Here is a 26,844-nt window from a genome sequence, read left to right as displayed (position 1 = left end):
ATCGAAAACATGACAAACAGCACTCCAAACCTGAAGGCCAGCGGCCTGAAAGCGACCCTTCCACGACTGAAGATACTGGAAATTTTCCAGAACAGCCGGGTTCGCCATTTGACAGCGGAAGACGTGTACAAGATCCTTCTGAATGAAAATATGGATGTCGGTTTAGCAACAGTATATCGCGTCCTGACGCAATTTGAACAGGCTGGCCTGCTCAATCGCAATCATTTCGAAACCGGCAAGGCTATTTTTGAACTGAACGAAGGCTCCCACCATGACCACCTGGTCTGTCTTGACTGTGGCAGGGTGGAAGAATTTTTTGATGAAGAAATTGAACAGCGCCAGCACAAGGTGGCACTGGAACGTGGCTTCAAGATTGCCGAACATGCGCTGGCGATTTACGGCAACTGCACCAAAGCCAATTGCGAACACAAGGCCTGAGACTCATTGCTTACTCATTACTTATCCATTGCTTATTCATTGCTCAATCCCAGCCATGACAACGCAATCGAGCTCGTAATCTCATAGTAAGGCAGGCACGTCTGCGTGCCTGCTTTACTACTACATCCACATCACTTGCTGATTTTGGCAACCACACCCGCTACCGTATCAATGATCTTTTGTGCATTGAATGGCTTGAGTACATAGCCGTGAATACCAGTCTTGACTGCTTCTGCGATGGTTGCCTGGTCCTTGTTGGCGGTGACCATCAATACACGGGCAGTTGGTACTAACTCTTTCAGACGCGGCAAAATCTCGATGCCGCTGATTTTGGGCATGACCACGTCCAGCATGATCAGGTGTGGCTTGAGCTTGACGGCCATTTCCAGCCCGGTGCTGCCGTCCGCTGCCTCGCCTACGACATCGTAGCCCTCGCTGCGCAGAATGACTCTCAACACTTCCCTGGTGACGTCGTTATCGTCTACCAGTAATATTTTCACGTTCTTTTTGTCCATATCAATATTTTCAGTCACAAGTGTAAGAGATGCTTGCGCCATCAAGATGGCTGAACGTCCTTGCGCGCCTGGACTACTTCGGCAAGGCACATGATTTCAATTGTTCACTGGCTATTCAATGCTTATTAGTTAGTGGTGACCACTAATGGCGACCAGTTACTGGCTCAGCGCATTCGACAATAATTTTGCAGTGATATCAACTATCGGTATCACTCTTTCATACGCCATGCGGGTCGGGCCTATGACACCCAGCGTTCCCACTATCTTACCGTTAACGTCATAGGGTGCGGTAACAATGCTCATTTCTTCCATGGGAACGAGTTGTGATTCACCACCGATAAAGATCTGCACGCCAGTCGCCTTGCTCGATACATCCAGCAACTGCATCAGGCTGCTTTTTTGCTCGAACATGTCAAACAACTTGCGCAAAGAACCCATGTTGGACGACAGGTCCTGCACATTCAGCAAATTGCGCTCACCGGATATGACGACTTCGTCGCTATGTTCATCCATGGCATCACTGCCCGCTTCCACTGCTGCCTGCATCAGCCGGGTCATATCATTTTGCAGTTGCCGCAATTCGTTGTTGATGCGGTTACGGGCATCTGCAAAACTTAAACCACCAAAATTCTGGTTCAGGTAATTGGCCGCATGCACCAACTGCCCCTGGTTATAGTCGACATCGGTCAGCAACAGCCGATTGTGGACATCGCCGGTAGGCGACACCACTACCAGCAAGATACGCTTTTCCGACAGGCGTAAAAATTCAACTTGCTGGAATATCGACTCCGTACGCGGTGTCATGACGACACCGGCAAACTGTGACAGCGATGACAGTATCTGCGCGGCATTGGCGATCAGTTTTTGCGGCGGCTGCGACGACATGCCCGACTGCAGACGTGACTCCAGACCGACTTCGCTGATCTCTTGCACGGTAAGCAATTTATCCACAAACACCCGATAACCACGCGGCGTAGGTATACGCCCCGCCGACGTGTGCGGACTGGCAACAAAACCCATCTCTTCCAGGTCAGCCATGACGTTGCGTATGGTCGCTGGCGACAATTCCAGGCCAGAAATTTTTGACAGGGCGCGGGAGCCCACAGGCTGGCCATCGGCGATATACCGTTCGACCAGCGCTTTTAATAAGGTTTGAGCGCGAATATCAAGTTGCATAGTTTCATTTTATGCGTTCATGCCAGCAATGAACATAAAAAGTTAGGACTTACGCAAAATTGTCCCAGCAAGGCTATCGCTTTTAGGAAACATCCCTTGTAGGGGATGTTCGTTATGTCGGCAGGCAACATGTTGCCTGAAACCCCGACTACACCGTAGCGACGAAGACAGTACTTTAGTACGACTAGGCGCTACAACGCAGTTGGGGCGGTTTTGCGTAAGTCCTAAAAGTTTCATATCCACTGTACCAACTCATGCAGGCTGGCAAATTCTGCATCCGGCCTGATATGTATATGGCGTTCATCCTCGATTTTCAAACCCTTGCGATTCATCCAGCCACCTTGCAGGCCAGCCTGTTGCGCACCTTGCACATCCAGCAACAAATCATCCCCCACATACAATACTTCTGACGGTGCTACTTGCAGCGCATCACAGGCCGCCAGGAAGATCCGTGGGTCAGGCTTGGCACAGCCAAAGCGGTAAGCTGCTATCGATACCTTGAAATGCCCGGCAATACCAATGGCCGACAAATCGGCGAAGCCATTCGAGACCGTGCCCAGGATTATCTTTTTTTCCAGTGCCAGCAAGCCTGACCTGACGTCTTCATACATATCCACCTTGTTCCTGGCATCGGCGAACACGGCCATGGCATGATCGGCTTTTTCTGCCGGTATGCCATGTTCCTGAAAGACTTCGCTGAGCAGGGTATGGCGCAGCGCCCACAAATCGTATTGAAAACGCGGATCGGCAGATACCAGGATATTCCTGCGTTCACGCAGTTTTTCCACACTGTAATTTTGAGCGACCACGGGTACATGTTCATGCATCCATTGCTGCAACACCGCTTCGGCATGGCGTATTACTGGCACGACAGGCCACAAGGTATCATCCAGATCCAGCAAAACTGCTTTTAATGTCATAAAGTGCACTCAATTGATTCATTCCTGGCTTAATTATGGTCTAATCTGAGGCATCATGTCACCTCCACCTTGTTTATGACTGTCCAGGCCAAAACCATTGCACTTGTTGGAAAATATAATGCCGCCGGTATCGCGGATTCAATGACCGAACTGGCAAACTTTCTGGAGCAAGCAGGACATCACGTCGTTATCGAGGCAGAAACAGCGCAATACCCGCAACTGGCGCAGTTCGCGACCATGACTGTTCCTGAAATCGGCAAATCTGCCGATGCCGCCATCGTCATCGGTGGTGATGGCACCATGCTGGGCATCGCGCGTCAGTTGGCTCCGTATAACGTCCCGCTGATAGGTGTCAACCAGGGTCGTCTGGGGTTTATTACCGATATCGCACTCGACCGCATGGTGCCTGCAATTACCGACATACTGGATGGCAAATATGCATCCGAACGCCGTAGTCTGCTACAGGCCATCGTGGTACGTGATGGTGACCAGATTTTTAGCGGCGTCGCCTTCAATGATATCGTGGTGTCACGCGGGGCCGGGTCCGGCATGGTGGAACTGCGGGTCGAAGTCGACGGCCATTTCATGTACAACCAGCGTTCTGACGGTTTGATCGTGTCTACACCGACTGGTTCCACCGCATATGCCCTGTCTGCCGGTGGCCCGCTGTTGCACCCCAGCCTGTCTGGCATTGCCATGGTGCCGATTGCACCACACGCCCTGTCCAACCGTCCGATAGTCTTGCCAGACAGCAGCGAAATCGTGATCGAGATCGTGGCCGGACGTGACATCAGCCTGAACTTTGACATGCAGAATTTTGCCAGCCTGATGCACCAGGACAGGATAATCGTAAACCGCTCCGCCCATACAGTGACCTTCCTGCATCCCAAGGGCTGGAATTATTACAATACCCTGCGCGAAAAATTGCACTGGAATGAATATCCTTCGGTCGAAGGCGCACTGAATTGAAACCAGAACTGAAACCTCGACTGAAACACGTACACAAGCTGTATTGCTAAAATAGCGGCTGATCCTGTTTCGTCGCTGTATTAAATACATTCTTATCCATATCCATTTCATATCATTACTGTCTGTTCATTATGCTGCGCACGCTTGCCATTCGTGACTTTGTCATTGTCGATACGCTGGAACTTGAATTCTCATCCGGCTTCAGCGTACTGACCGGAGAAACCGGTGCCGGCAAATCCATACTGATTGATGCCCTGACCCTGGCACTGGGTGGCCGGGGCGACGCCAGCATGGTGCGCGAATCCGCCGCCAAGGCCGATGTCAGTGCCGAATTTGCCACTAATGCCAACCTGAACATCTGGTTGGAAGCCAATGATTTCAGCGACCCCGACCAGCAACTGATACTGCGTCGCACGGTAGACAATGCGGGACGTTCGAAAGCCTGGATCAACGGTATCACCGCCACCGCCAGCCAGTTGCGTGAGATCGGTGATTTGCTGGTGGATATCCATGGCCAGCACGCACATCAGTCCTTGCTGAAAACCGAGGCCCAACGTTCCCTGCTTGATATGCAGGGCGGGCTGGAAGAACAGGTACGCGAAGTCGGTCTGCGCTACAAGGCCTGGCGCAACCTCAGCAAGCAACGCGAAGAATTTGAAACCAATGCCAAGAATGTCTTGCAAGAACGTGAAAGGCTGGAATGGCAAGTCGGTGAACTCGACAAATTACAGATCAAGCCCGGTGAGTGGGAAGACATCACTCAGGAACATAGTCGCCTGGCCCATGCTGCAAGTTTGCTGGAAGGCGCGCAGGAAGCCGCCGCCCTGATTTCCGAATCTGACCATCCTGTACTGTCACAGTTAACGGCGGTTCAGCACAAGCTGCAAAAACTGCTGGACTATGATGCCGCCTTAAAGCCCGTCATTGAAGCACTGGATTCTGCCTGCATCAACTTGCAGGAAACCACTTATGCGCTGAACGATTATCTGAGCCGCACCGAACTGGACCCGGCACGTCTGCGCACAGTCGAAAACCGCGTCGAAGCAATTCATACTACGGCACGGCGCTTTCATGTCGCACCAGAAAAACTGCATGAAGAATTTGCCATTTTATCGGCACAGCTGCAGCAGTTGTCGAACGCCAGCGATATGGATGCCCTGAAAGCACAGGAAGAAAAATCTCGTCTAAGCTATTTGCAGATAGCGCAAAAGCTCAGCAAGGCACGTACCAAAGTGGCGAAAGAACTGGGTGCAGCGGTCACCGCTGCCATGCAAGATCTGAGCATGGGGGGCGGCAGTTTTTCCATCGCTCTGCACGCAGTAGAACCGGCCGCCTATGGGCTGGAACAAATTGAATTCCTGGTGGCTGGCCACGCTGGTGTGCAGGCGCGGCCACTGGCCAAAGTGGCATCCGGTGGTGAGCTGGCGCGTATCTCGCTGGCTATTTCGGTTATCACGTCTGGCGCAACTGCCACTCCTACCCTGATCTTCGATGAAGTCGATAGCGGCATCGGCGGCGGCGTAGCAGAAGTGGTCGGGCGTTTGCTGAAACGACTGGGACAAGACCGGCAAGTCCTGTGCGTCACCCATTTGCCGCAAGTCGCCAGCCAGGCCAATCAACATTTCCAGGTCAGCAAGGCCAGCCACAAAGGCAAGACCACATCACAAATTGAAGCACTCGACAGCAAACAACGTGTCGAAGAAATTGCCCGCATGCTGGGCGGCATAGAAATCACGGCAACTACGCGCAAACACGCCAGAGAATTACTGGCATCTTAAGAAAATAAATATCATGCGCTTCCTCAAAGAACCTGAATACTCCCACGGCAAGATAACTAAAACCGCCGTCGTACTGATCAATCTTGGCACACCGGATGCCCCTACTGCATCGGCCGTGCGCCCTTACCTGAAACAATTTTTATGGGACTGGCGTGTGGTTGAAGTACCACGCCCGATCTGGTGGCTGATCTTGCATGGCATCATCCTGCCGTTTCGTTCCGGCCAGTCTGCAAAAAAATATGCATCGATCTGGACCAAAGATGGTTCGCCACTGAAAATACATACCGAAAAACAGGCCACCCTGCTGAAGGGCTATCTGGGTGAACGCGGGCATGAGGTTCAGGTTGCCTATGCCATGCGCTATGGCTCACCATCCATCCCTGAGGTCTTGCAAAAGCTCAAGAAAGATGGCTGCGAACGCATATTGATTTTGCCAGCTTATCCGCAATATTCCGGCACGACGACGGCATCCAATTTTGATGCCGTCGTCCAGCATTACCAGCAAGTCAGGAACATGCCCGAACTACGCTTCGTCAAGAACTACCATGATCATGATGGCTATATTCAGGCATTGAAGGTATCTGTCATGGATCACTGGCAAAGCCATGGCCGTCCAGAAAAACTGGTCATGAGTTTTCATGGCTTGCCAAAAGCATTTTTACTGCGCGGCGATGCCTATCATTGCGAATGCTATAAAACTGCCCGCCTGCTGGCTGAAAAGCTGGGCCTGGGCAAGGATGACTATATCGTTACCTTCCAGTCACGCCTGGGACGTGCCGAATGGCTGCAGCCCTATACTGCGCCGACGGTACAAAAACTGGCAAAAGACGGCATCAAACGCATAGACGTTATCTGCCCCGGCTTTATCGCCGATTGTCTTGAAACCCTGGAAGAAATCGCCATGGAAGTGAAGACAGACTTCCTGCGGGCCGGCGGCAAGGAATTCAACTACATTCCCTGCCTGAATGAATCACCGGTATGGATGCGCGGCCTGGCAGAAATTGCCGAACAACACCTGATAGGTTGGCCGACCATGATCACTGCCAGTGTACGTGAGCAACAAAAACAGCAAGCCCTGATCAGCCGCTCCGAATCGAAGCGACTGGGTGCGGATCACTAAAAAGCAATGAGCAAAACCTATTTCATCGGCGACATACAAGGCTGCGCCGAACAGTTGCAAACCCTGCTGGACAAGATAGAGGCGCGTTCACCCCGGGCTTATTATCTATTCGCCGGCGATCTGGTGAACCGTGGCCCACAGTCACTGGAAAGCCTGCGTCTGATACGCAGCCTGCAACAAAGTGGTCGCGCCGAAAGCGTGCTGGGTAACCATGACCTGCATTTGCTGGCTGTTGCCCACGGCATACGCTCGCCCCACCGCAGCGATACCCTGGATGACATCTTGCAGGCACCGGACCGTGATGAATTGCTGCACTGGTTACGACAACGGCCTTTGGCCATTTTCAAGAGCAATCACTTGCTGGTGCATGCGGGCGTCTTTCCGCAATGGTCAGCAACGCAGGCACTAAGCCTGGCAAAGGAAGTGGAAACCCGCTTGCGCGCACCCGACTGGCTGGACCTGATGCAAAATATGTATGGCAACACACCTGACCATTGGCAAGATGATTTACAGGGCTATGCACGTTACCGCTGCATCATCAATGCAATGACACGCATGCGTTTTTGCAGCGCTGACGGCAAGATGGATTTTGCCACCAAGGATGGCGCGGGTGCAGCACCTGACGGCTTTGCACCATGGTTTGATTTACCCAGAGCCACAGAAGACAGCACCATGGTTTTCGGTCACTGGTCCACCCTGGGACTGGTATTGCGCCACAATCTGATCAGTCTGGACACTGGCTGCGTCTGGGGTGGCAAATTGACGGCGGTTGCATTGGAAGACCGCGACCTGGTACAGATAGATTGCCCGCAACAGCAAAAGCCGGGCTAAGCCTCAGTGACACCCAGTTCCTGCATCACGGCAGCGCGCGCCAGTTTGGCGACATCACGCCTGTGTGCACCGTCGGTAGGAATGGTGGGTAGGCGCACCAGTTCAGCTGTCATGCGCGGCGCCAGCAAGATGATGCGCATACTCTCGGCAAAAGTCATGTCGCCAATAAAGTCAGCCGCAGAATGAAACTGCCCCTGGGCATCAAGATAGCGCACAACAAAGGGTTGCACAGGCACATGCGCTTCTATCGCGGCTTCAAACAGATTGGCATGAAACGACAGCACATTGCCCTGTGAAGTTGTCGTACCTTCAGGGAAAAAAGCAATACGCTTGCCCGCTTGTATCTGATGTACCAGGCCTTCATAAATACGACGCACATCGCGCTGCCGGCCACGCACCAGGAAAATCGTACCGGCCTTCTCACATAACCAGCCCAGCAATGGCCAGTTGCGGATATCTGACTTGGCCACAAAATGGCAAGGGTGCAAGGTATTGATCACGAAAATATCCAGCCAGGAAATATGATTGGAAACGATCATCGCAGACGCATTCACCGCCCCTTCGCTTTTATCTTTGAAAGCGACATCCACAGTGCAGATGGCCAGCAATTTGACCGACCAGCGACGCACCAGATAATCACGCCGGTCATCATGGACAAACGGAAAGACCACTGCGCAAGTCATCAAACCTGCCATGAGATGAATGAATACCCGGAAAAAATGCCAAACGATCATGCCCAACTCGCTCATACCCATACAGGGTAAGAATAAAAAAAATCAATCGCAATAAAACAAACGGGAGTACGGCACAACCATACTCCCTACAAACCGTTTTTTTGCCCAAATAGCGTAGTGAATCTACATCTTCAGAATTCAGAAAACTGTCTGACCCGTGATCGCTACATCAATGCAAAGTATCAAACGCCACATGCCCTGACACGATCGTTGCCTTCACCACACCAGGCAATTCATAACCGAGGAAAGGCGTATGCTTGCCCTGGCTGGCGAGGGCTTTTGCTTCCACCTTCCAGCGTGTAGCCGGATCAAAGATGCAAATGTCGGCGGCATGCCCAACCGCGATTTGCCCGGCAGGCACACCTGCCACCCTGGCAGCATGCTGGCTGATCTTCGACAAGGCCAGGGTCAGGCTGACTTCACCGCGGCTGTCTTCTGCCCATTTCAGTGCCAGCGACAACAATAATTCCAGACCAGTTGCGCCAGGTGAAGCTTCAGCAAAAGGCAGCAATTTTTCATCATCATCGACTGGTGTATGGTCGGAGCAGATAGCATCTATCGTGCCATCCTTCAATGCCGCGCTGATGGCATCGCGGTCACGCTGGCTGCGCAAAGGTGGCGTCAGACGTGCATTCGAATCGAAGAAGCCAATATCCGCATCAGTCAGGTGTACATGATGGGCACCGACGTCACAGGTCAGAGACAAGCCTTCTTTCTTGGCTTTGCGTATCAGATCGAGACCGGCAGCGGAAGAAATACGGCACAGGTGCACTTTGGCATTGGTAGCGCGCATGAGTTCAAACAAGGTGTGCAGGGCAATCGTCTCGGCCATGACGGGCACGCCAGACAAACCCAGGCGTGATGCCAATGGACCACTATGCGCCACACCACCTTTGCCTATGTATGCATCTTGTGGACGCAACCATACCGTGAAGCCAAAGGTGCTGGCGTAATCCAGCGCCCTTTGCAAAGTATTGGTATTGGCGATGGTTTCTTCAGCCTGTGAAAAACCGATGCAACCGGCCTCTGTCAGTTCCGCCATTTCAGTCAGGGATTCTCCCTTCAGGCCGACAGTCAGCGCTCCCAGCGGATACACATGCGCCTTGTTTTGCATGCGCGCTCTTTGCTTGAGCATTTCGACCAGACCAGATTCATCCAGCACCGGGTCGGTATCCGGCGGGCAAACCAGGCTGGTGACACCACCGCGCATGGCGGCCTGCAATTCGGATTCCAGTGTGGCCTTGTATTCAAAGCCAGGTTCACGCAGGCGGGCACTGAGGTCGACCAGACCAGGTGCCACTACCAGTCCAGTGGCATCGACAATTTTATTGGCAATAAAGTCGGCAGGTGCCTGACCGATGGCAACAACTTTGCCAGCGGCGATAAATACATCCTGTACTGCATCTGTTCCACTTGCCGGGTCAATCACGCGGCCATTCCTGATATGTATTTTCATAGTTTCCTCATACCCCGCCGCTGTTACCAGCCACGATGCTCATGACGGCCATGCGCACGGCAATACCAAACGTAACCTGCGGCAGGATGACTGCCTGTGGACCATCGGCCACGGCTGAATCAATTTCCACACCACGGTTCATCGGCCCCGGATGCATGACGATGGCACCTGGCCTGGCCAGCGCCAGACGTTCTGGTGTCAGGCCATAGCTCTTGAAATATTCCTGTGCCGAGGGCAGCAAAGCCCCACTCATGCGTTCATTTTGCAGGCGTAACATGATGATGACGTCGACGCCTTTCAGACCTTCGTTCATGTTGTTGAACACACGCACGCCCATTTGCTCCAGCCCACCGGGCAACAGGGTACGCGGACCAATGACGCGCACTTCCGGCACGCCCAGCGTGGTCAGTGCATGGATGTCAGAACGCGCCACACGGCTGTGCAGGACGTCACCAACAATCGCTACCGTCAGGTTGGTAAAGTCTTTTTTGTAGTGGCGTATGGTGTACATGTCGAGCAAACCCTGGGTAGGGTGGGCATGGCGACCATCGCCGGCATTCACCACATGCACATGATGCTGTCTGGTGTCGTTCAGATGTTTGGCGATCAGGAAAGGCGCGCCGGATGTCGCATGGCGCACGACGAACATGTCGGCATGCATGGCCGCCAGGTTGTCTATGGTATCGAGCAGGGATTCACCCTTGCTGGTACTGGACGCAGCGATATTCAGATTAATGACATCCGCGGACAAACGTTTGGAGGCAATTTCAAACGTGGTGCGGGTACGCGTGGAATTTTCAAAGAACAAATTGAACACGCTTTTGCCACGCATCAGCGGCACTTTCTTGACTTCCCTGTCGCTGACACTGACGAAGGAAGAAGCGGTATCCAGGATATGGTTGACGATGGCTTTCGGCAAGCCGTCTATGGTCAGCAAGTGCTGAAGTTCGCCGTGTTTATTGAGCTGGGGATTATGCATGGTCAATAGAGATGCTGAGTGTGCCATCGTCTGCACGCTGCAGATTGACAGAGACGGCGGGTTCAAATGGGGCAGCGTAGGCAACAAAGTCGGCAGCAACCGGCAATTCACGGCCACCGCGATCAACCAGGGTTGCCAGCATGATGCGGGCCGGGCGACCATAATCAAATAATTCGTTGATCGCAGCACGGGTGGTACGACCGGTGTACAACACATCATCCACCAGGATGATGTGGGCACCATTCACATCAAAGGGGATATGGGTGGGTTTGACCTCAGCATGCAGGCCCTTGGCCGCATAGTCATCACGATAAAAGGATACATCAATGAAACCGGCCTTGTCTTTCAGACCCAGATCAGTCACCAGGCGTTCGGCGATCCAGGCACCGCCAGAATAAATGCCGACAATGGCAAGATGGTCCTGTACTGCGGCATGGGGCCGTATCTGATTCAAAAGTTGCTGGTACAGTGCTTCTGCATCCAGGCTGAGGTGAGAAGAAGTCATGGCGTTTCATCAAAATATTGTTGCAGGATAAGGGCAGCTGCATCGTCGTCGAAAAATTCACCGCGTCGCGCATCCAGCACGGCGGAAGAATAGCGTTCATCCACCAGTACGGCCGGCACATTGAAGCGGCCATTGAGTTGATTGGCAAAACGCTTGCAGCGCTGTGTCATTTCATTGTCTGCGCCATCAGGATGCATGGGCAGGCCAACCACGCAGAGTACGGGTTGCCATTGTTCAATCAAACGGCTGATTTCGGCAAATTTGCCGTCGTTGGTGGGCGCGTGAATAATGCTTAGTGCTTCTGCCTGGCGCAGAAAGGTATTTCCAACGGCAACGCCTATGCGTTTCAAACCAAAGTCAAATGCAAGGACGGTTCCGTCACTCGCAGCCATCAGGCATGCCCCGCATCGGCAGCCAGCATCATGGGGTCGATGCCCAGCAGTTTGATGGCAGCAGCAAAGCGCTCTTCCATAGGCAGGTTAAACATGATGCTGGCGTCAGCGGCCACAGTCAGCCAGCCATTCGCCAGGATTTCCTGTTCCAGCTGACCGGCGCTCCAGCCGGCATAACCGACACTGATGAGCACCTGTTCCGGTCCGTCGCCGGCAGCGACGGCTTCCAGCACATCTCTTGAAGTGGTAAAGGCAATATCATCTGTTACCTTGAGGGAAGATGAATATTTGCCAGGCGGCGTGTGCAACACAAAACCACGGTCATCCTGCACCGGGCCACCAAACATGACCGGGCGCTTGCCTATGGGGTGCGAATCGGGGATGATTTCCAGCTTCAGGTCTATGCGGTCAAACAGGCCAGCCACCGTTAAATCCGTAGGGCGATTGATGACCATGCCCATGGCACCGCGTGGGCTATGTTCGCACAGGTAAATAACCGTGCCGCCAAAAATGGGGTCAAGCATGGAGGGCATTGCGATCAGGAAATGATTCGTCAGATTCAATTCCAAATTGGCATCGTCTTCAGTTTTCACTTTGAACTTGTGTTTGGCAGTCAGTGATGCAGACTGCGTTGCCTCATCGTGCAGATTGGTATGTAGGGATTTTGTTTGCTTCGCCATAACCGCATTTTAGCATTTTTAGCGTGCTTTTTCGATGTGTGCTAAGGTGCCATATCGTGTTTTAGTCACACTTTACACCTCTCCCCATTTAGTTCATTTAGCTCAACAGATTTCTTTCATGCAAGAAAATAAACTTCGTTTTCAACGTTCCCTGGTCTGGTTCAGGCGGGATTTGCGCAATGTTGACCATGCAGCGCTGCATCATGCCTTGCGGCAAAGTGACAGCGTCTTCTGTGCTTTCATTTTTGATGAAAAAATATTAAATGATTTACCAGACAACGACAGACGCGTCGCTTTTATTCATGAAAGCCTGGGCGAGCTGGCACAGTCGCTGGAACAGATGGGTGGTGGCCTGATTGTGCGCCATGCCCTGGCAGAAGAGGAAATACCGCGACTGGCCCGTGAACTGGGCGTTGATGCCGTGTTCACCAACCGCGACTATGAACCACAGGCGAAGCTGCGTGACGCGACCGTAGAGCAAAGTTTATTAGCAAGCAACTGCGCTTTCTTCAGCTACAAAGATCAGGTCATCTTTGAAAAAGAAGAAGTCTTGTCCCTGGCAGGCACACCATTTTCGGTATTCACACCGTATAAAAATGCCTGGCTGAAAAAGTTTTATCCAGATACCAGCGATTTTTATTCACGTGCTTACCCCATAGAAAAATATGCCCATAAGCTAGTCCGGCCAGCCGCAAGCGGCATACCCAGTCTGGGGGAACTGGGCTTTCCTGCTGCCGCTGAAAGACGCATGCCGGTTGCCGCCGGCATGACAGGTGCCAGCCAGTTGCTGGATGATTTTTTGGGACGCATGAAGCTGTATGACCAGTCACGCGACTTCCCAGCCATCAAGGGACCGTCTTACCTCTCAGTACATTTGCGCTTCGGCACCATCTCCATCCGTCATCTGGTGCAGGAAGCCATACAGCAAATGCGCATTGCCACCAATCGCGGTGCCGAAATCTGGTTATCTGAACTGATCTGGCGTGATTTTTATTTCATGATCCTGCACCACCACCCACATGTCGCCAGCCGTTCCTTCAAACCCGATTACGATGCCATACGGTGGGAAACCGGCCCCCAGGCCGACGCCCATTTCAGCGCGTGGTGCGAAGGCCGCACCGGTTACCCGCTGGTCGATGCCGCCATGCTGCAACTGAACCAGACCGGCTATATGCACAACCGTCTGCGCATGGTCACCGCCTGCTTCCTGATCAAAGACCTGGGCATAGACTGGCGCCGCGGCGAAGCCTATTTCGCCGAACACCTGAACGACTTCGACCTGTCCGCCAACAACGGCGGCTGGCAATGGGCATCCTCCTCCGGCTGCGACGCCCAGCCTTACTTCCGCATTTTCAATCCCATCACCCAATCAGAAAAATTCGACGCCGAAGGCAAGTTCATCAAACGCTACCTGCCACAACTGGCCAAACTGGACAAACGCAGCATCCATGCACCATGGAAAGCCGCACCGCTACTGCTGGAGCAGGCTGGGGTCAAAATAGGCAGGGATTACCCGTTTCCAGTTGTCGAACACGACGTGGCACGCAAGCAAACTTTGACGCGGTATGCTGTGGTGAAGAAGGTGGCTACGCATGAGGGGGATGAGTAAAACTAGAGAGCTACCCAATCTATACCTGTAGCAATTTGCAGTTGTTGGTTTTGATCTTGGGGTTGCTGTTGGTTTTGAAGTTGGTTTTGAAGTTGGTTTTGAAGTTGCTTTTGACTTTAATCCGCTTGGGACGCTGCAATTTGTGCGTCACAGAAAATGGATCAGAAAGCTTCGTGTTTGAGCGAAGCGAGTTTCGAAGCTTTCCCATTTTTTGTGATGCACAAATTGTGCTGAAGCGTAGCGTAAGCACCCGAAGGGCAAGTCTGCGGTCGCCTTTTCTTTGGATACTTGCTTTTGGCGACGCAAAAGAAAGTATCTCGGCCGCCGGGCCGAGACCCGGCTTGGTTCTACGAAGGGCAATCGCTTCAATAAAGACTCAAGTATGCAACGAACGCCACTGGGCTCCAGCCAAAAACACGCTGGAGCGACGTTACCAAGTTTACGGTCATTCAATTCATGTGCATTGCTAACCGCATAGGAACTAGAAACTAGAGACTAGAGACTAGAGACTAGAAACTAGGAACTAGAAGTTAAAAACTAAAAGCTAAAAAATACAAACACAAGCGAAGACGAATACAAGACAAAAACAAAAAAAGCAGAGATCACTCTCTGCTTTTCTAGTAGCTATAAGCCGGCAGCTTAACTTACACGATCACCGCCGCATCCTTACCCACAAACCCCATAATCGCCCCCAACAGATCATCCTCTTGATAAGGCTTACCAAAGTACTCATTCACACCGAGTTCTTTCGCATAATTACGATGCTTGTCCGCAGTACGTGAAGTAATCATGATGATAGGAATATGACTGGTACGTGAATCGCTGCGTACGTTACGCGTCAGATCGAAACCATCCATGCGTGGCATTTCAATATCCACCAGCATAACGTCAGGCGTAACCGATTGCAGTTGTTCCAGCGCATCAATACCATCTTTCGCCAGGATAACCTGATAACCCTCACGCACCAGCAAACGCTGGGTGACGCGACGTACAGTCAGGGAATCATCAACCACCATGACAGTATGCTGGGTACGCAGACCCTGCACTGGCTCAGACTTGACCTGCGTCACTTCCGTCGGTGCATGGAGGTTGGCCACGGCACCCAGATCAGGCGTAGCTTCAGCACCCAGATGTTGCAGGCGGGCGTGTTCGTGTTCCATCCTGTGTGCCAGTGGAACCGGGTTCAGAATCAACACGATCTCACCGGAACCCAGTACCGTAGCACCGGCAATACCTGTCATACGCGCCAGTTGCGGGCCAATGTTTTTAACCACGACCTCGCGGTTACCAACGATATCATCAACGTGGATGGCAACCCTTTCACCACCACTTTTCATGATCAGCAAAGGTGTGTATTGCTGCGTGATCGGTGTCGCATCATCCTGCCCCAACATGGAAGACAGGTAATACAGGCTCACACGCTGGCCCTGCCACATGACAGCACCTTCGTTATAGGCATTGGCAAGTGCATTCGATTTCAATTGCTGTACCTGTTCAACCAGTACCGACGGTACGGCGAAAGTGCGGCCACCGGAACTCAGCAATACCACCTGGGTTACGGCCAGTGTCAAAGGCAGGCGGATAGTAAATTCTGCACCCTTGCCTTCGTTGGTAGTCACTTCAACGCGACCACCAAGCGAGGCAGCTTCAGAACGCACCACGTCCATACCAACACCACGGCCGGCAAGTTCGGTAATTTCGGTGGCAGTCGAGAAGCCAGGCTCAAAAATCATGTTGGCTGTTTCCAGCTCACCAGGATTATCGTCATTCGTGATCAAACCAACCGACAGGGCTTTTTCGCGGATGCGTGCCAGGTTCAGGCCCTGACCGTCATCGCTGAAGCGGATCACGACTTCGTTACCTTCCTGACGGATTTCAATCAGCAATTCGCCGGTTTCTTCCTTACCATTGTTGCGTCGTTGTTCACGGGTTTCAATACCGTGGACAATCGCATTACGCAACAAATGCTCAAATGGACCGGCCATTTTTTCCAGAACGCCCCTATCCATTTCCACCGTCGCACCGCGAATATCCAGATTCACGCGCTTGTCGACTTCTTTGGAAGTCTGGCGCGTCACGCGATACAGACGTTCGGAAATACTGGCGAACGGGATCATACGCACACGCATCAGATCCTGTTGCAGATCACGCGTCAAACGTGCCTGTACCAACAGATCGTTCGATGCGCCATCAATGGTGCGGGTCAGATTGGTCTGCACGGTGGCCACATCGCTGACGCTTTCGGCCATCATGCGGGTCAGCTCTTGCAGGCGGGTAAAGCGGTCAAATTCCAGCGGATCAAATTCACGGTCGGCAGAGTGCGCCATGCGTGAAGTGATCTGTGTTTCCGCCTGAATTTCGACTTCACGCAACTGGTCGCGCAGGCGATTGACGTTTTCTGTCAATTCACTGAGGGACGAGCGCAAGGTACTGACTTCATTTTCCAGACGTGAACGCGAGATCGATACTTCACCGGCCTGATTGACCAGGCGATCCAGGATATCGGCGCGTACACGCACCAGGGTAGCTTGTGCACCAGTTGCTGCCGGTGTATTGGCTGCGGGTGCTGCGGCCGATGGCAAAGAACGTGTCATGACCGGCACGACCGGCGTCAGATTGACCAGCTCATTTTTAACAACAGGCTGCTCTAAGGTGTTGGCTGCCAACTGATCCTGGAACTGATCCAGTTCTTGCGCAGTGGTCAGCACAGCATCAACTGGTGCCGGTGCTGCATAGGCTTCCGGATGGATCAGGCGATCAAACAAGTGCATGCTGTGATCATGGCGTGCCATCAAGTCATCCAGCAAAGAGGCGCGCACTGCACTACCGCCATGCATCAGACTTTCGATACGCGATTCCATGTCATGGATATGCTGACCCAGCCCCATCGCGCCGGCCATCCTTGCACTACCTTTGATGGTGTGCATCAGACGGGCTATGGATTGTGGAATGGCACTGTCGTCCGGCTGCTGCTGCCAGGAGCGCAGCAATTGTCCGACCATAGGCAAAAGATCGTTACCTTCTTCTATGAAGACTGGCAACAGATCCATATCCAGATCATCTTTGATCTGGATACCCTGATCTGCAATTGCAGGTACATATTCATTGACAGCAACAGCTTCTGGCATCACTGGCTGGACGACCGGTGCCGTTGCTACAGTTGAGACCACAGGAGCAACTGTAGCCACTGGAGCTTGCGGTTCTTCAATTACAGCAATGGCAGCAATAGCAGCAACTTCTGTTTCTGGCAAGGCTTCCTGGACCGCAGCATGCTCAACTTCAACATGCGCAGGCATTTCTGGTGCGTCTTGCAGGACGGGAATATCCGACACCCCGGTTACTTCAGGCAAAGCTGCTGCAACGTCAACCAGCACCAATTCTGGTACTACAGGTTCCGCTTCAATGACCGGTGTCGCCAGAACCTGTTCTTCTGCCAAGGACAGGGAAACTTCATCCGCAACAGGCAATGCTTCTATAGGTTCAAATTCTTCAGGCAGCGGCGCAGCGATCAATTCTTCCGCCGCTTCTTCCAGTGGTACTGCCACTAAAGGCTCGCTGACAACATCGGCACTGATTGCCTCCGGCAATGCCAGGACTTCTGCCGGCAGCATATCGGCATCGGCAGACGCTGCCAGTTCGTCCAGTGATATCGCGTCTTCGCCCTGAGACAAGATGTCCAGGTCCAATTTTTCATTGGTCGAAGTCAGGTACTCTTCATCCACGCCCGCGTTGGAGCGCTCGATAACGGCCTGCAACAGACGTTCAAGTTCACGGATATCTTCAGGTGCAGGCGCTGCCATTTCGGACAAGGCAAACTTTTGCAGCATGCGTTTGGCCGATTCCAGCGAATGATCGAGCACGTCATATTCATTGTCAAACAGGGTAACCGGATGACGTTCCAGACGTTGCAGGACGAATTCCAGGCTATGCGCCAGTTCTTGCAAGGGCTTCAATCCTACCGTGGCCGAACTACCGGCCAGCGAATGGCTGGCATGGATCGCGTGGGTGGACACATGGCGATGCGGTTCATGCCGCCATTCAGCAAAATCCTGCACCAGGAAGCGCACGATTTCATCGGTCTCTGCCATGTAGATGGAATACAAAGGCAAGCTGATTTCGATATCACCAATGCGTTTGACGTTGTCGTCAACATCGGATATCGGTGCCGACAAATCGGGGAATTCTATGATTTGTGCAGTCGCAACTTCTACCGGTGCGTGCTCAAGCACTGTTTCAGCCTCTACGACGGCTGCTACGTAAGGTACCTCAGGTACCACAGGTACCTCAACAGGCAGTTCAGCAACATCGGCTGGTGTCACATCAGCCAGGGCTGTAATTTCTTCCGGAACCGGGGTGTCGTTTATACTGAGGATGTCCTCTGACACCAGCGATTCAGCAACGACTGTATCGGCTACGTCAGGCAGCAATATCTCGCTGCTCACCGCTGGCAACTCTTCTTCGACTGGCAATACATCCAGGGTCAGTGTTTCTGCAACCGGCAGGGCCAACAAATCTTCAGCCTGCAACAGTGGTTCTGACAGGTGCTCATCGTGAGCAAGGTCTGCGCTCACCAGGTCAGCAGCAACTTCAGCAAGCGCTTCTGGATGTATGGCTTCAACATGCAGATCTGGTACGTGGATCGCTTCTGGCGTTTTAGGCGTTCCTGACGTATCAAATATGGCAGGGATTTCTTCAGCCACTGTTTCGCTAACGGCTATGCCCAGGTCTGCCACTGGCAACGCATCAAATTCAGCCAGTTCCAGTGGAGCAGCAGTGAGGACTTCATCAACAACTACCGGCAACTCTTCCACAACTGGCAAGGCCAGCGCTTCGATCACATGTGCTTCTTCTGGTGTGACGGCCAGTTCTGGCACAGGCGCTTCTTCCACCTTGTGCTCAGTGACAGGCTGCGCAACTGGCACTGGCTCAGCGACCGGTTCAATAATGGGTTCCACTGCGGCCACCTGAGCTACAGCAGGTACTTCCGGCTCATCGGTGTAACCCAGACCAGCCTTGACACGTTCAGCCGCCGCGACAATACGGGCACCCGTGCGTGGTGAAGTGCCATTCAGTTTCAGCTCTTCTACCCACAGCACCATTTCGCTTGAAGTGTGTTCAAGCAGTGAATATAAACTCTCTTCGCCATCACGAGACTCTGACAACCAGAGGTTCATGACCTGTTCTATGCTCCACGCTGCTTCGCCAAACACATTCAGGCCAACCATGCGGCCACTGCCCTTGAGTGTATGGAAAGAGCGACGCAGGCTGGTCAGATATTCCTGATTGTCCGGATCTTTTCTGGACAGAGGCAGGGTATCTTGGACAAACGCCAGGACTTCCTCTGCTTCCATCAGGAAGATTTCCAGCAATTCGGCATCGATTGCATCATCCGCTTCGGCCGTGTCTTCAACTGGCGCAGCAACTGTTTCTGCCGGAGCCACCTGTATGGTGGTAGCGACCAGTTCTGGCAAGGCTTCTGCCTTGCTGGCTTCTTCGCTGGCCAAAGCCAGGTCGTGTGAATGCGGCAGTTCATGTGCTGCTTGCTGCTTCTCAAGTACTGACTCATGTGCCGTTTCTTCTTCCGGCAGATGGATGTCGGCACTAGGCAGCAATTCTTTGGCGGCCTGTGCTTCCAGCAAATTGGAGCGGAACACGCCTGCTTCATGATCGAAGCTGAATTTTTTCTTGACGGTATCCGGCTGCGACTGCAAGGTTTCAATGAAGAAGGACAGCGCACCAATGTTTTGTGCCACATTTTGATGGGCAGCTACTTGCGCATCTCCCTGGGCAGTCGCATCGCCTTCTTCCTGATTCGCAAATTGCGCAATCAGCTGGCGCGTATGTTCTACGGCAGCCATGGCATCATCCTGATCCAGGATGGCAAGCGCACCACCAACCTGATGCAAGACGCCATCGATCGGTTTCAGGGTATCTTTATTGGCAGGTGTGCGGAAATACTCGTCCAGAATTTTTTCTATATGACGCAAGCTTGACTGCATCTCAGATACCAGCACACCAACGGTCTGGCGTTGCTGCGCTTCGCGCGAAATTTCACCCATCCAGCTGGACTGGGTTTGCGGTACCTGACCAGATACAACAGACAGCAGGCGTTTGGTAATTTCTTCGGCGCGTTCGGCAAAATTTGACGGCAAACGTGTCACATTGTCCAGCGCATGCTCAACAAACAGCAGACTGGTTGCCAGTTCCAGACCCATTTTGCTGCCATCTGGCGAATGCGCCACACTGCGGGCTATTCCGTTCAGTTCACGCAACAATTTGGACAGAGCTGGCGCATTCAAACCGGCACCGGTCTCTGACAGGTCATTCATTTTTTGAGAGAACTTGTCTGCCAGGCCATTTTCGCCATTGGCAATTCTGCCCCACAAATTCTTGACGGCAGACAATTGTTCTTTTGCCGTTGTTTGCGCACCGGCAGTGATCTGACCATAATTTTTTTGGTCATAATCAGCAGGAACCGTGTTATCCAGTTGATAGGCCTTGCGTATGCGGGCTACAAATGGTGACGGGGATTCAACCTGCGCCAGGAAAAACAGGGTATCGCACAGCAAACGCTCAGGAATGGCTGTAGCCCCTTCCACCAGACGACGTATCTGTAAATTGATGCGCCCAAATATCTGTTTCGCGTGTTGTTGATTGCTTTCAAAACCAGCATGGCCGACGGAATCAACAAAAGCACGCATAACCACCCAGAATGCTTTTGCCTGGGAATTGCTTTGGCCTTGTTCAATCTCCGACAACAGATCATGCATGGATTGCGCAGCAATGCTCTGTTGTGTCTTGTCTTTGCTGGTCAATACGGTCAACAGCAATTTTTCAAAGCGCTGACGCAATGTAGCGATATGGATGACAGATGGTTTGCTACTGACAGCCAGCTCGGGTATCTGTTCCTTGGCGTACAGCGAAGGAAAAAACAAATCGGCAGGGTGAATTCTTTCCGCACCCTTCAATTCCAGCAAACCTCGGTAGTAAGGGAACAGGCGCACCGGTTGATGCGGAGAGCCGGATAACAGATCTTCGAGATAACGCAAGACTGCATGGAAAGCATCAACGATGACTTCAACATGCGCTGGTGTCATTTCCAGCTGACCGCTTTGCAGACGTTCGAGTAATTCTTCTATGGTTTCGGTAACGACGGATACACCATCGATATCAACAATCTGCAAGGCACCATGGGCCTGATGCAGATAACTTTTCGCATGCAAAATGGTCGTCGGGCGGGTTTCAGCATCTTGGGCAAGCGCATCTTTGAGCATCTTCCCAGCGTTCGTGATAGCTTCCCGCACTTCTCCCATCACCCAGGAAAGCGGCCCGATGTCGAACTGCTCCTGTGGAAGATCTGGCGATTTTGAAAAATCGGATGTCATGCGTACTCCGCAAACTCAGGGGTAATGAACCGCAGTTCATTACCGTGCAAATATGATAGGGTTGCAGCTAGTGGACTAGAACAGTTGAAAGCGTAAGTGAAGGGCATTTGCCCGGCGAACCAGAGCAAGGCGCAAAACGTAGCGATAGTGGGGCTATCGCGAGTATTTGCAACACAGCACTGGTCGGCGCGCACATGGCAGGCACTTCGCTTTTCACTGTTACAGTTCACTCTCACAACCGGGGCGTGAAAATCAGGCAGCAACCCGGAACCGTGACACAGAGTTCTTGAGTTCTTCAGCCAGCATGGACAATTCCTTAATGGAAACCGCAGTTTGCTGCGTACCATGCTGGGTTTGCTCGGTGATCGTCAAAATATGCTGAATATTTTGTGCCACGCCGTTAGCTGATGTCGCCTGTTGTTCCGTCGCCAGCGAGATGCCTTGAATCAGTTCCGCCAGACGGTTGGAAACGCTACGGATTTCAGACAGCGCCGTACCGGCCGCATCTGACAGTTTCGCTCCCTCAACCACACCCTGAGTGGATTTTTCCATCGCGGCAACCGCGTCATGGGTATCCGTTTGAATCGTACGCACCAGCGCACCAATCTGCTTGGTCGCTTCAGCCGAACGTTCCGCCAGACGCTGAACCTCTTCCGCAACCACCGAGAAGCCTCGACCCGCTTCACCGGCAGATGCCGCCTGAATCGCCGCATTCAGCGCCAGAACGTTGGTTTGTTCAGTAATGTCGGAAATCAGTTCAGTGATCTCACCAATCTCCTGGGAAGATTCACCCAGTCGTTTAATACGTTTGGAAGTTTCCTGGATTTGTTCGCGAATCTCGTTCATACCCTTGATCGCGTTTTCCACCGCATGCGCACCTTGTTCCGCCGCCGCAACCGATTGACGCGCAACCTCAGCAGATTCATTCGCAGAGCGGGATACGTCGGTAATATCTGCCGCCATCGTCAAAACCACCTGACCGGCATCACTGATCTCACGTGATTGCTGTTCAGAAGCATTCAACAAATCGGTAGAAATATTTTGCGCCTGATTGGACGCTGACGTAACCTGTTCTGCTGTCGTCGTTACACGACCAACCAGACCGCGCAACTCTTCCACCGTATAGTTAACCGAGTCGGCAATCGCGCCCGTGATATCTTCGGAAACCGTCGCCTGAACTGTCAAGTCACCATCCGCAACCTCTTGCAATTCATTCATCAGTCGCAAAATCGCAGCCTGGTTCTGATCGTTGGCAGCTTTCGCTTCTTCCTCTTGTTTCTGCGCCTGCATCATCTGTGCACCGGCTTCCAGACGGCGTTCGTTCGCCTCTTTCGCACGGTTACGGCTATCCTGCAACAGTACCAGCGCAACACCAACCGCAGCCAGCAAGGCAACGACGGCGCTGACCAGCATCAGCCAGAATGAAATACTGGTGGAATCCTGTTGGGCGGTATAGTTTTTTTGCAGTTTATTGAGTTTGTTTTTCAAATCTTCATTTTCATTAAACAGCAATTGTTCCGACTGTTTGGCAGCAATGAAGTTTTGCAGGTTACCCAGAATGCTGGATACAAACACCTGGTATTCGCTAAACGTTTTTTGCAGTTCTGTGAGCTTGTCGCGTGTATCTGCATCTTTGGTTGCTGTCAGGCGCAATACATCGCTACCTTTCAGGAAGCCATCGACCAGGTCACGGAAAGTATTCGTATCCTTACCCAGCAAGAACGCCGTTTCAGGATTAACACCCTCGGAAGTCAGGAATTCATTCGCACTACGACCCAAACGCTGGGTCAACATGACCAGCTGACCGGCAGCATTAATTTCACGCGCAGAACCACCGCCCTGTACTTTCAGGGTGGAAATCTGTTCTGTCAGTTCCAGCAGCAATGGTGACAGGGCATTCATTTTTTGCAGGGTCTGACCGAAACCAGTCAATTCTTTCTGACGATTCAGGATCGTTTCCGCAGCCTTGTTGGAATTACCCCAGGCTTTTTGCGCTTCCTTGACGACTGGTTCCAGGCTTGAATCAGCACGGTCAACACTACGGCCCTGATAATTACCGCCGTTCAACAGTATCGTCAAATCGTTGTTCATCTCGGCACGGCTGTCTTTCAGCTGTTTAAACGCTTCGACGTTACCCTGAATCGCATTCGGCGCTGCTTTACCGATACGCTGCGAGTGCATCAGTGCCTCACCGGCGATCTGCGCCTGGGTAGAAATGAGGGCAGACTGATTGGCATTCAGCCACACGAATACCGCACCCATCAACAAGGCTAGCGCCATGATGATGGACAGGATACGCATCTGCTGCTGCAAGGACATGCGGCCAATAATAGGCAGACGAATATCGCCACCTTTTTCGAGCGCATCACCAATGAAGGTCGCGTCTGCCGGAGCTTCCTGCTTCACGGCCGGAACTTCTGCCGACGCAGCATGCACGGGTGCTTCTGGTGACAGCATTTTGACGTTGCTTGCCTCTTCAATTTCAATCGAATCAGCATTCCCGAACGACCTTGCCGTGCCTTCTGCTCCGTCAATTTCCGGATCTTCTTTTCCTTTGGACAAGAACGGTAGATTAAATGCCATTACTAAGTCTCCTAAACGATTGAAAAGCTATCAGCCTTGCTGCTAAATGTTGCATGCTGACTATAAACCTATTTGCAAAAAATCCTGATCCTGCACCAACATTGCCAGGCTGAGTTCGAACCATATATTGCCGTCACGGTCACGATACTTCTTTTTCAGCCAGACTTTATTTTCAAGATGCTCAGTTTCCAGCGGCAGCTCTTCCATTTCTGAAACAGCGCGCAAACCCAGAACCTGCGATACCAACAAACCACTATTGAATGCCATGCCGGGTGCAAATGCCACAATACGGCACGAGCTATCCAGTTTGGTCGCATCCTTACCCTGAAAACGTGGCAGATCAACGACACCAGTCAAATTACCACGGATATTTGACAATCCTATATACCAGTCACGCGTCAGCGGCACCCTGGTCAGGGCACCGGCTGTCACGATTTCTCCGGCCTCACGCAAATCCAGCAGATAGCGGCCCTGCCCTATCATAATGCCGAGTTGACTGAGTTTGGTATAACCGCCGCGCTGGGCGGCCTGCATGCGTTCCAACAGCTGCGCCTGAAATTCACGCAAGCGGGTACGACGCACACCCTTATCAGTTTTGACAACTTCCAGATTTGCTGCAGCAGGTTCACGCACAGTCTGATTCATGAGGCAATCCGAAGATATCTTTTATTTTAAGTACAAGAAATGAAGCTGTAAATCCCGATTAGCCGAGGGCAGAAATCTTCGCCAGCAGCTCAGCCGGATCAATCGGCTTGACCAGGTAATCACGCGCTCCCTGACGCAGACCCCAGATACGGTCGGTTTCCTGATTTTTGCTGGTGCAAATGATGACCGGAACGTCTTGTGTGTCCGGATCTTTGGCAATCGCACGGGTAATCTGGAAACCATTTTGACCTGGCATGACTACGTCCATCAAAATCAGTTGTGGTTTGTCTGCCTTGATTTTTGTCAGAGCTTCTTCACCGTTTTCAGCTGTTGATACTGAAAAACCATTTTTCACCAGTACATCGGTCAGGAAATAGCGTTCTGTTGGAGAATCGTCTACTACCAGTATTTTTTGAATGGCCATCTTGTTTTACCTCACATTAACTTACTTTATATAACTAGGTCGCTGTCGCGTAATGCCTTACCGTTTTCAGCAGGCTATCTTTTGTAAATGGTTTGGTCAGATATTCATCCGATCCAACCATGGCACCACGAGCACGGTCAAATAAACCGTCCTTGGAAGACAACATAACTACTGGTGTGCTCCGGAATTTCGCACTTTTTTTAATTAGAGCGCAAGTTTGATATCCATCCAGCCTGGGCATGAGGATATCGCAAAAAATCAGGTCCGGATGAGAATCGTTGATCTTGGCCAGCGCTGCAAATCCATCTTCCGCCAAAATCACCTGATATCCGGCCTGACCAAGAAAAATCTCGGCGGACCGACGTATGGTGCTGCTGTCGTCGATCACCATAATTGTCAAGCTCGCGCTGCCTGTCAACGTTGACATAAAATCATCTCTTCCCTACAGTATTAAGGTTACATATCACTGTAACAAAAAATAGTACTTTTGCGCTTTTTTTCCTTGAATAAACATACGAAGCAACATCAAAATCGTGAAATAGATCAGTTTATTATCAAATTGCGACCATTTCGAAATCTTCTTTGCGTGCACCGCACTCCGGACAGGTCCAATTCATGGGTACATCTTCCCAACGGGTACCGGCTGCAATGCCATCTTCGGGTGAGCCTTGCTCTTCGTCATAGACCCAGCCACAAATCAAACACATCCACGCCTTGAAACCACCCTTTTCAGCTACCGTATCAGTCACGACTAAAACCCTTCAATCAAGTAAAATATTGAAACTGCTGCAAATATTCTGTTTGCATTGTGTTATTAATGGCATTTGCGCGAGTAATTTAAGTCCCCACGAAGTCAGCTATATTAATCTACCCAACGTGCAAAACCAAATTTCTCCACTAATACTTAGTTTTGGCGCCTCCGATCCGGTGGCTGCTACTGGCATCCAGGCCGATCTCGCTTCGTTTGCAGCCATGGGTTGCTACGGCTTGCCGGTCATGACTGCCATTTTAACTGGCGACACGGCACAAATCGATGATTTACATCCACTGGAAGCCGATCTGGTCGATGAACAGGCCCGCAGTGTACTTGAAGACATGCCGGTGCTGGCATTCAAGGTCGGTCAGGTAGGCAGTGTCGAAAATGTCACTGTCATTGCCGAAATCGTTTCCGACTACCCCGAACTGCCGTTGATACTGGACCCGTTCAACGCCGTCATTATTGAACAGGGACCAGAAGCCGAAGACCTGGTACTGGCGATACGCGAGTTACTGATACCACAGGCCAGCCTGCTGATGATTTCTGCCGTAGAACTATCACGCCTGGCAGAAACCTGGAAGGAAGGCGGCGAAAGCGAAGATCTGGCCGCCGATGCCATGACACTCATAGAATCCGGTTGCGAATATATATTAGTCACCGGCACCGCCAGCGACAGCAATGAATTTGCGAATACCTTATATAGCGAGGCTGGCGTGGTCAGGCACGACCTGTGGCAAAGACTGCCCGGCTCGCATGCTGGTGCAGGCTCCACTTTGTCAGCAGCGATCGCAGCCCTGGTGGCGAATGGGCTGGATATTCCTGATGCAGTGCTGGAAGCACAGGAATTTACCCACGCCGCCCTCACCCATGCACAAAGGCTGGGTATGGGCAGGCTGATACCGGACCGCTACTTCTGGGCGCGAGAACCGGGCTAAACACAAACCTGCC

Annotated in this window: 22 protein-coding genes; 7 read left to right on the top strand and 15 right to left on the bottom strand. The window is 52.1% G+C overall.

Annotated features, from left to right (window positions below; all coding sequences use genetic code 11):
* Positions 1–9: 9 nt before the first annotated feature.
* Entirely contained in the window at positions 10–438 is a 429-nt protein-coding gene (fur, locus tag ACO0LK_RS01240) for a ferric iron uptake transcriptional regulator (RefSeq protein WP_186947040.1), read from the top strand.
* Between the two features lie 131 nt (positions 439–569).
* Here the strand turns inward: fur and ACO0LK_RS01235 are convergent, their stop codons facing one another.
* The 3 genes from ACO0LK_RS01235 to ACO0LK_RS01225 form a co-directional block, all read right to left on the bottom strand.
* Complete coding sequence (locus ACO0LK_RS01235) at positions 570–953, bottom strand: response regulator (RefSeq protein WP_422971378.1); 384 nt, start codon at positions 951–953, stop codon at positions 570–572.
* Positions 954–1,109: 156 nt separating this feature from the next.
* Positions 1,110–2,129 carry a heat-inducible transcriptional repressor HrcA gene (hrcA, locus tag ACO0LK_RS01230; protein ID WP_422971377.1) on the bottom strand — a complete coding sequence of 340 codons (1,020 nt, stop codon included), beginning with the start codon at positions 2,127–2,129 and terminating at the stop codon, positions 1,110–1,112.
* Positions 2,130–2,362: 233 nt separating this feature from the next.
* Positions 2,363–3,049 (bottom strand): HAD family hydrolase, encoded by a 687-nt coding sequence (locus tag ACO0LK_RS01225; RefSeq protein ID WP_422971375.1) that lies wholly within the window; start codon positions 3,047–3,049, stop codon positions 2,363–2,365.
* 75 nt (positions 3,050–3,124) lie between these two features.
* On the opposite strand from ACO0LK_RS01225, the gene ACO0LK_RS01220 reads away from it, so the two are divergent.
* The 4 genes from ACO0LK_RS01220 (at position 3,125) to ACO0LK_RS01205 (ending at position 7,747) form a co-directional block, all read left to right on the top strand.
* A complete protein-coding gene (locus ACO0LK_RS01220; protein ID WP_422971827.1) occupies positions 3,125–4,018 on the top strand; it encodes an NAD kinase in 894 nt (297 codons plus the stop codon).
* 131 nt (positions 4,019–4,149) lie between these two features.
* Positions 4,150–5,796, top strand: coding sequence for a DNA repair protein RecN (recN, locus tag ACO0LK_RS01215; RefSeq protein WP_422971373.1), 1,647 nt, complete (start codon positions 4,150–4,152; stop codon positions 5,794–5,796).
* Between the two features lie 13 nt (positions 5,797–5,809).
* Complete coding sequence (gene hemH / locus ACO0LK_RS01210) at positions 5,810–6,916, top strand: ferrochelatase (RefSeq protein WP_422971371.1); 1,107 nt, start codon at positions 5,810–5,812, stop codon at positions 6,914–6,916.
* A gap of 6 nt (positions 6,917–6,922) precedes the next feature.
* Positions 6,923–7,747, top strand: a complete 825-nt coding sequence (locus ACO0LK_RS01205) for a symmetrical bis(5'-nucleosyl)-tetraphosphatase (protein WP_422971369.1) — start codon at positions 6,923–6,925, stop codon at positions 7,745–7,747.
* Here the strand turns inward: ACO0LK_RS01205 and ACO0LK_RS01200 are convergent.
* From ACO0LK_RS01200 to ACO0LK_RS01175, 6 genes are all read right to left on the bottom strand, one after another.
* The gene (locus ACO0LK_RS01200; protein ID WP_422971367.1) at positions 7,744–8,496 is read right to left on the bottom strand and encodes a lysophospholipid acyltransferase family protein; all 753 of its coding nucleotides are present in this window, start codon (positions 8,494–8,496) and stop codon (positions 7,744–7,746) included. The two genes, ACO0LK_RS01205 and ACO0LK_RS01200, sit on opposite strands and share 4 nt — an antisense overlap.
* 154 nt (positions 8,497–8,650) lie before the next feature.
* Complete coding sequence (locus ACO0LK_RS01195; RefSeq protein WP_422971365.1) at positions 8,651–9,937, bottom strand: dihydroorotase; 1,287 nt, start codon at positions 9,935–9,937, stop codon at positions 8,651–8,653.
* 7 nt (positions 9,938–9,944) lie between these two features.
* Positions 9,945–10,916 (bottom strand): aspartate carbamoyltransferase catalytic subunit, encoded by a 972-nt coding sequence (locus ACO0LK_RS01190; protein WP_186947030.1) that lies wholly within the window; start codon positions 10,914–10,916, stop codon positions 9,945–9,947.
* Positions 10,909–11,421, bottom strand: a complete 513-nt coding sequence (pyrR, locus tag ACO0LK_RS01185) for a bifunctional pyr operon transcriptional regulator/uracil phosphoribosyltransferase PyrR (RefSeq protein ID WP_422971363.1) — start codon at positions 11,419–11,421, stop codon at positions 10,909–10,911. Before pyrR ends, ACO0LK_RS01190 begins: the two co-directional genes overlap by 8 nt.
* The gene (ruvX, locus tag ACO0LK_RS01180) at positions 11,418–11,813 is read right to left on the bottom strand and encodes a Holliday junction resolvase RuvX (RefSeq protein WP_422971361.1); all 396 of its coding nucleotides are present in this window, start codon (positions 11,811–11,813) and stop codon (positions 11,418–11,420) included. Before ruvX ends, pyrR begins: the two co-directional genes overlap by 4 nt.
* On the bottom strand, positions 11,813–12,493 hold the full coding sequence (locus ACO0LK_RS01175; RefSeq protein ID WP_422971359.1) for a YqgE/AlgH family protein: 681 nt from the start codon (positions 12,491–12,493) through the stop codon (positions 11,813–11,815). Before ACO0LK_RS01175 ends, ruvX begins: the two co-directional genes overlap by 1 nt.
* 118 nt (positions 12,494–12,611) lie before the next feature.
* Here ACO0LK_RS01175 and ACO0LK_RS01170 point away from each other — a divergent pair, with 118 nt between their 5' ends.
* The gene (locus ACO0LK_RS01170) at positions 12,612–14,102 is read left to right on the top strand and encodes a cryptochrome/photolyase family protein (protein ID WP_422971357.1); all 1,491 of its coding nucleotides are present in this window, start codon (positions 12,612–12,614) and stop codon (positions 14,100–14,102) included.
* A 644-nt stretch (positions 14,103–14,746) separates the two neighbouring features.
* Here ACO0LK_RS01170 and ACO0LK_RS01165 read toward each other — a convergent pair.
* The 6 genes from ACO0LK_RS01165 to ACO0LK_RS01140 all read right to left on the bottom strand — a co-directional run bounded on the left by ACO0LK_RS01165 (position 14,747) and on the right by ACO0LK_RS01140 (position 25,846).
* Positions 14,747–21,487, bottom strand: a complete 6,741-nt coding sequence (locus ACO0LK_RS01165; RefSeq protein ID WP_422971355.1) for an Hpt domain-containing protein — start codon at positions 21,485–21,487, stop codon at positions 14,747–14,749.
* 252 nt (positions 21,488–21,739) lie between these two features.
* Positions 21,740–24,070 carry a methyl-accepting chemotaxis protein gene (locus ACO0LK_RS01160; protein WP_422971353.1) on the bottom strand — a complete coding sequence of 777 codons (2,331 nt, stop codon included), beginning with the start codon at positions 24,068–24,070 and terminating at the stop codon, positions 21,740–21,742.
* A gap of 60 nt (positions 24,071–24,130) precedes the next feature.
* Positions 24,131–24,715, bottom strand: coding sequence for a chemotaxis protein CheW (locus ACO0LK_RS01155; protein WP_422971351.1), 585 nt, complete (start codon positions 24,713–24,715; stop codon positions 24,131–24,133).
* Between the two features lie 58 nt (positions 24,716–24,773).
* A complete protein-coding gene (locus ACO0LK_RS01150; RefSeq protein ID WP_162039914.1) occupies positions 24,774–25,139 on the bottom strand; it encodes a response regulator transcription factor in 366 nt (121 codons plus the stop codon).
* A gap of 34 nt (positions 25,140–25,173) precedes the next feature.
* Entirely contained in the window at positions 25,174–25,566 is a 393-nt protein-coding gene (locus tag ACO0LK_RS01145; RefSeq protein WP_186947023.1) for a response regulator, read from the bottom strand.
* Positions 25,567–25,693: 127 nt separating this feature from the next.
* Positions 25,694–25,846, bottom strand: coding sequence for a rubredoxin (locus ACO0LK_RS01140; protein WP_186947275.1), 153 nt, complete (start codon positions 25,844–25,846; stop codon positions 25,694–25,696).
* Between the two features lie 169 nt (positions 25,847–26,015).
* Between ACO0LK_RS01140 and thiD the strand changes: the two genes are divergently transcribed.
* A complete protein-coding gene (gene thiD / locus ACO0LK_RS01135; protein ID WP_422971348.1) occupies positions 26,016–26,831 on the top strand; it encodes a bifunctional hydroxymethylpyrimidine kinase/phosphomethylpyrimidine kinase in 816 nt (271 codons plus the stop codon).
* The last annotated feature ends 13 nt before the right edge of the window (positions 26,832–26,844 follow it).

This window comes from Undibacterium sp. Ji49W, assembly GCF_049340205.1.
GTDB lineage: Bacteria > Pseudomonadota > Gammaproteobacteria > Burkholderiales > Burkholderiaceae_D > Undibacterium.
This window is presented reverse-complemented; position numbering and strand designations above follow the sequence as displayed.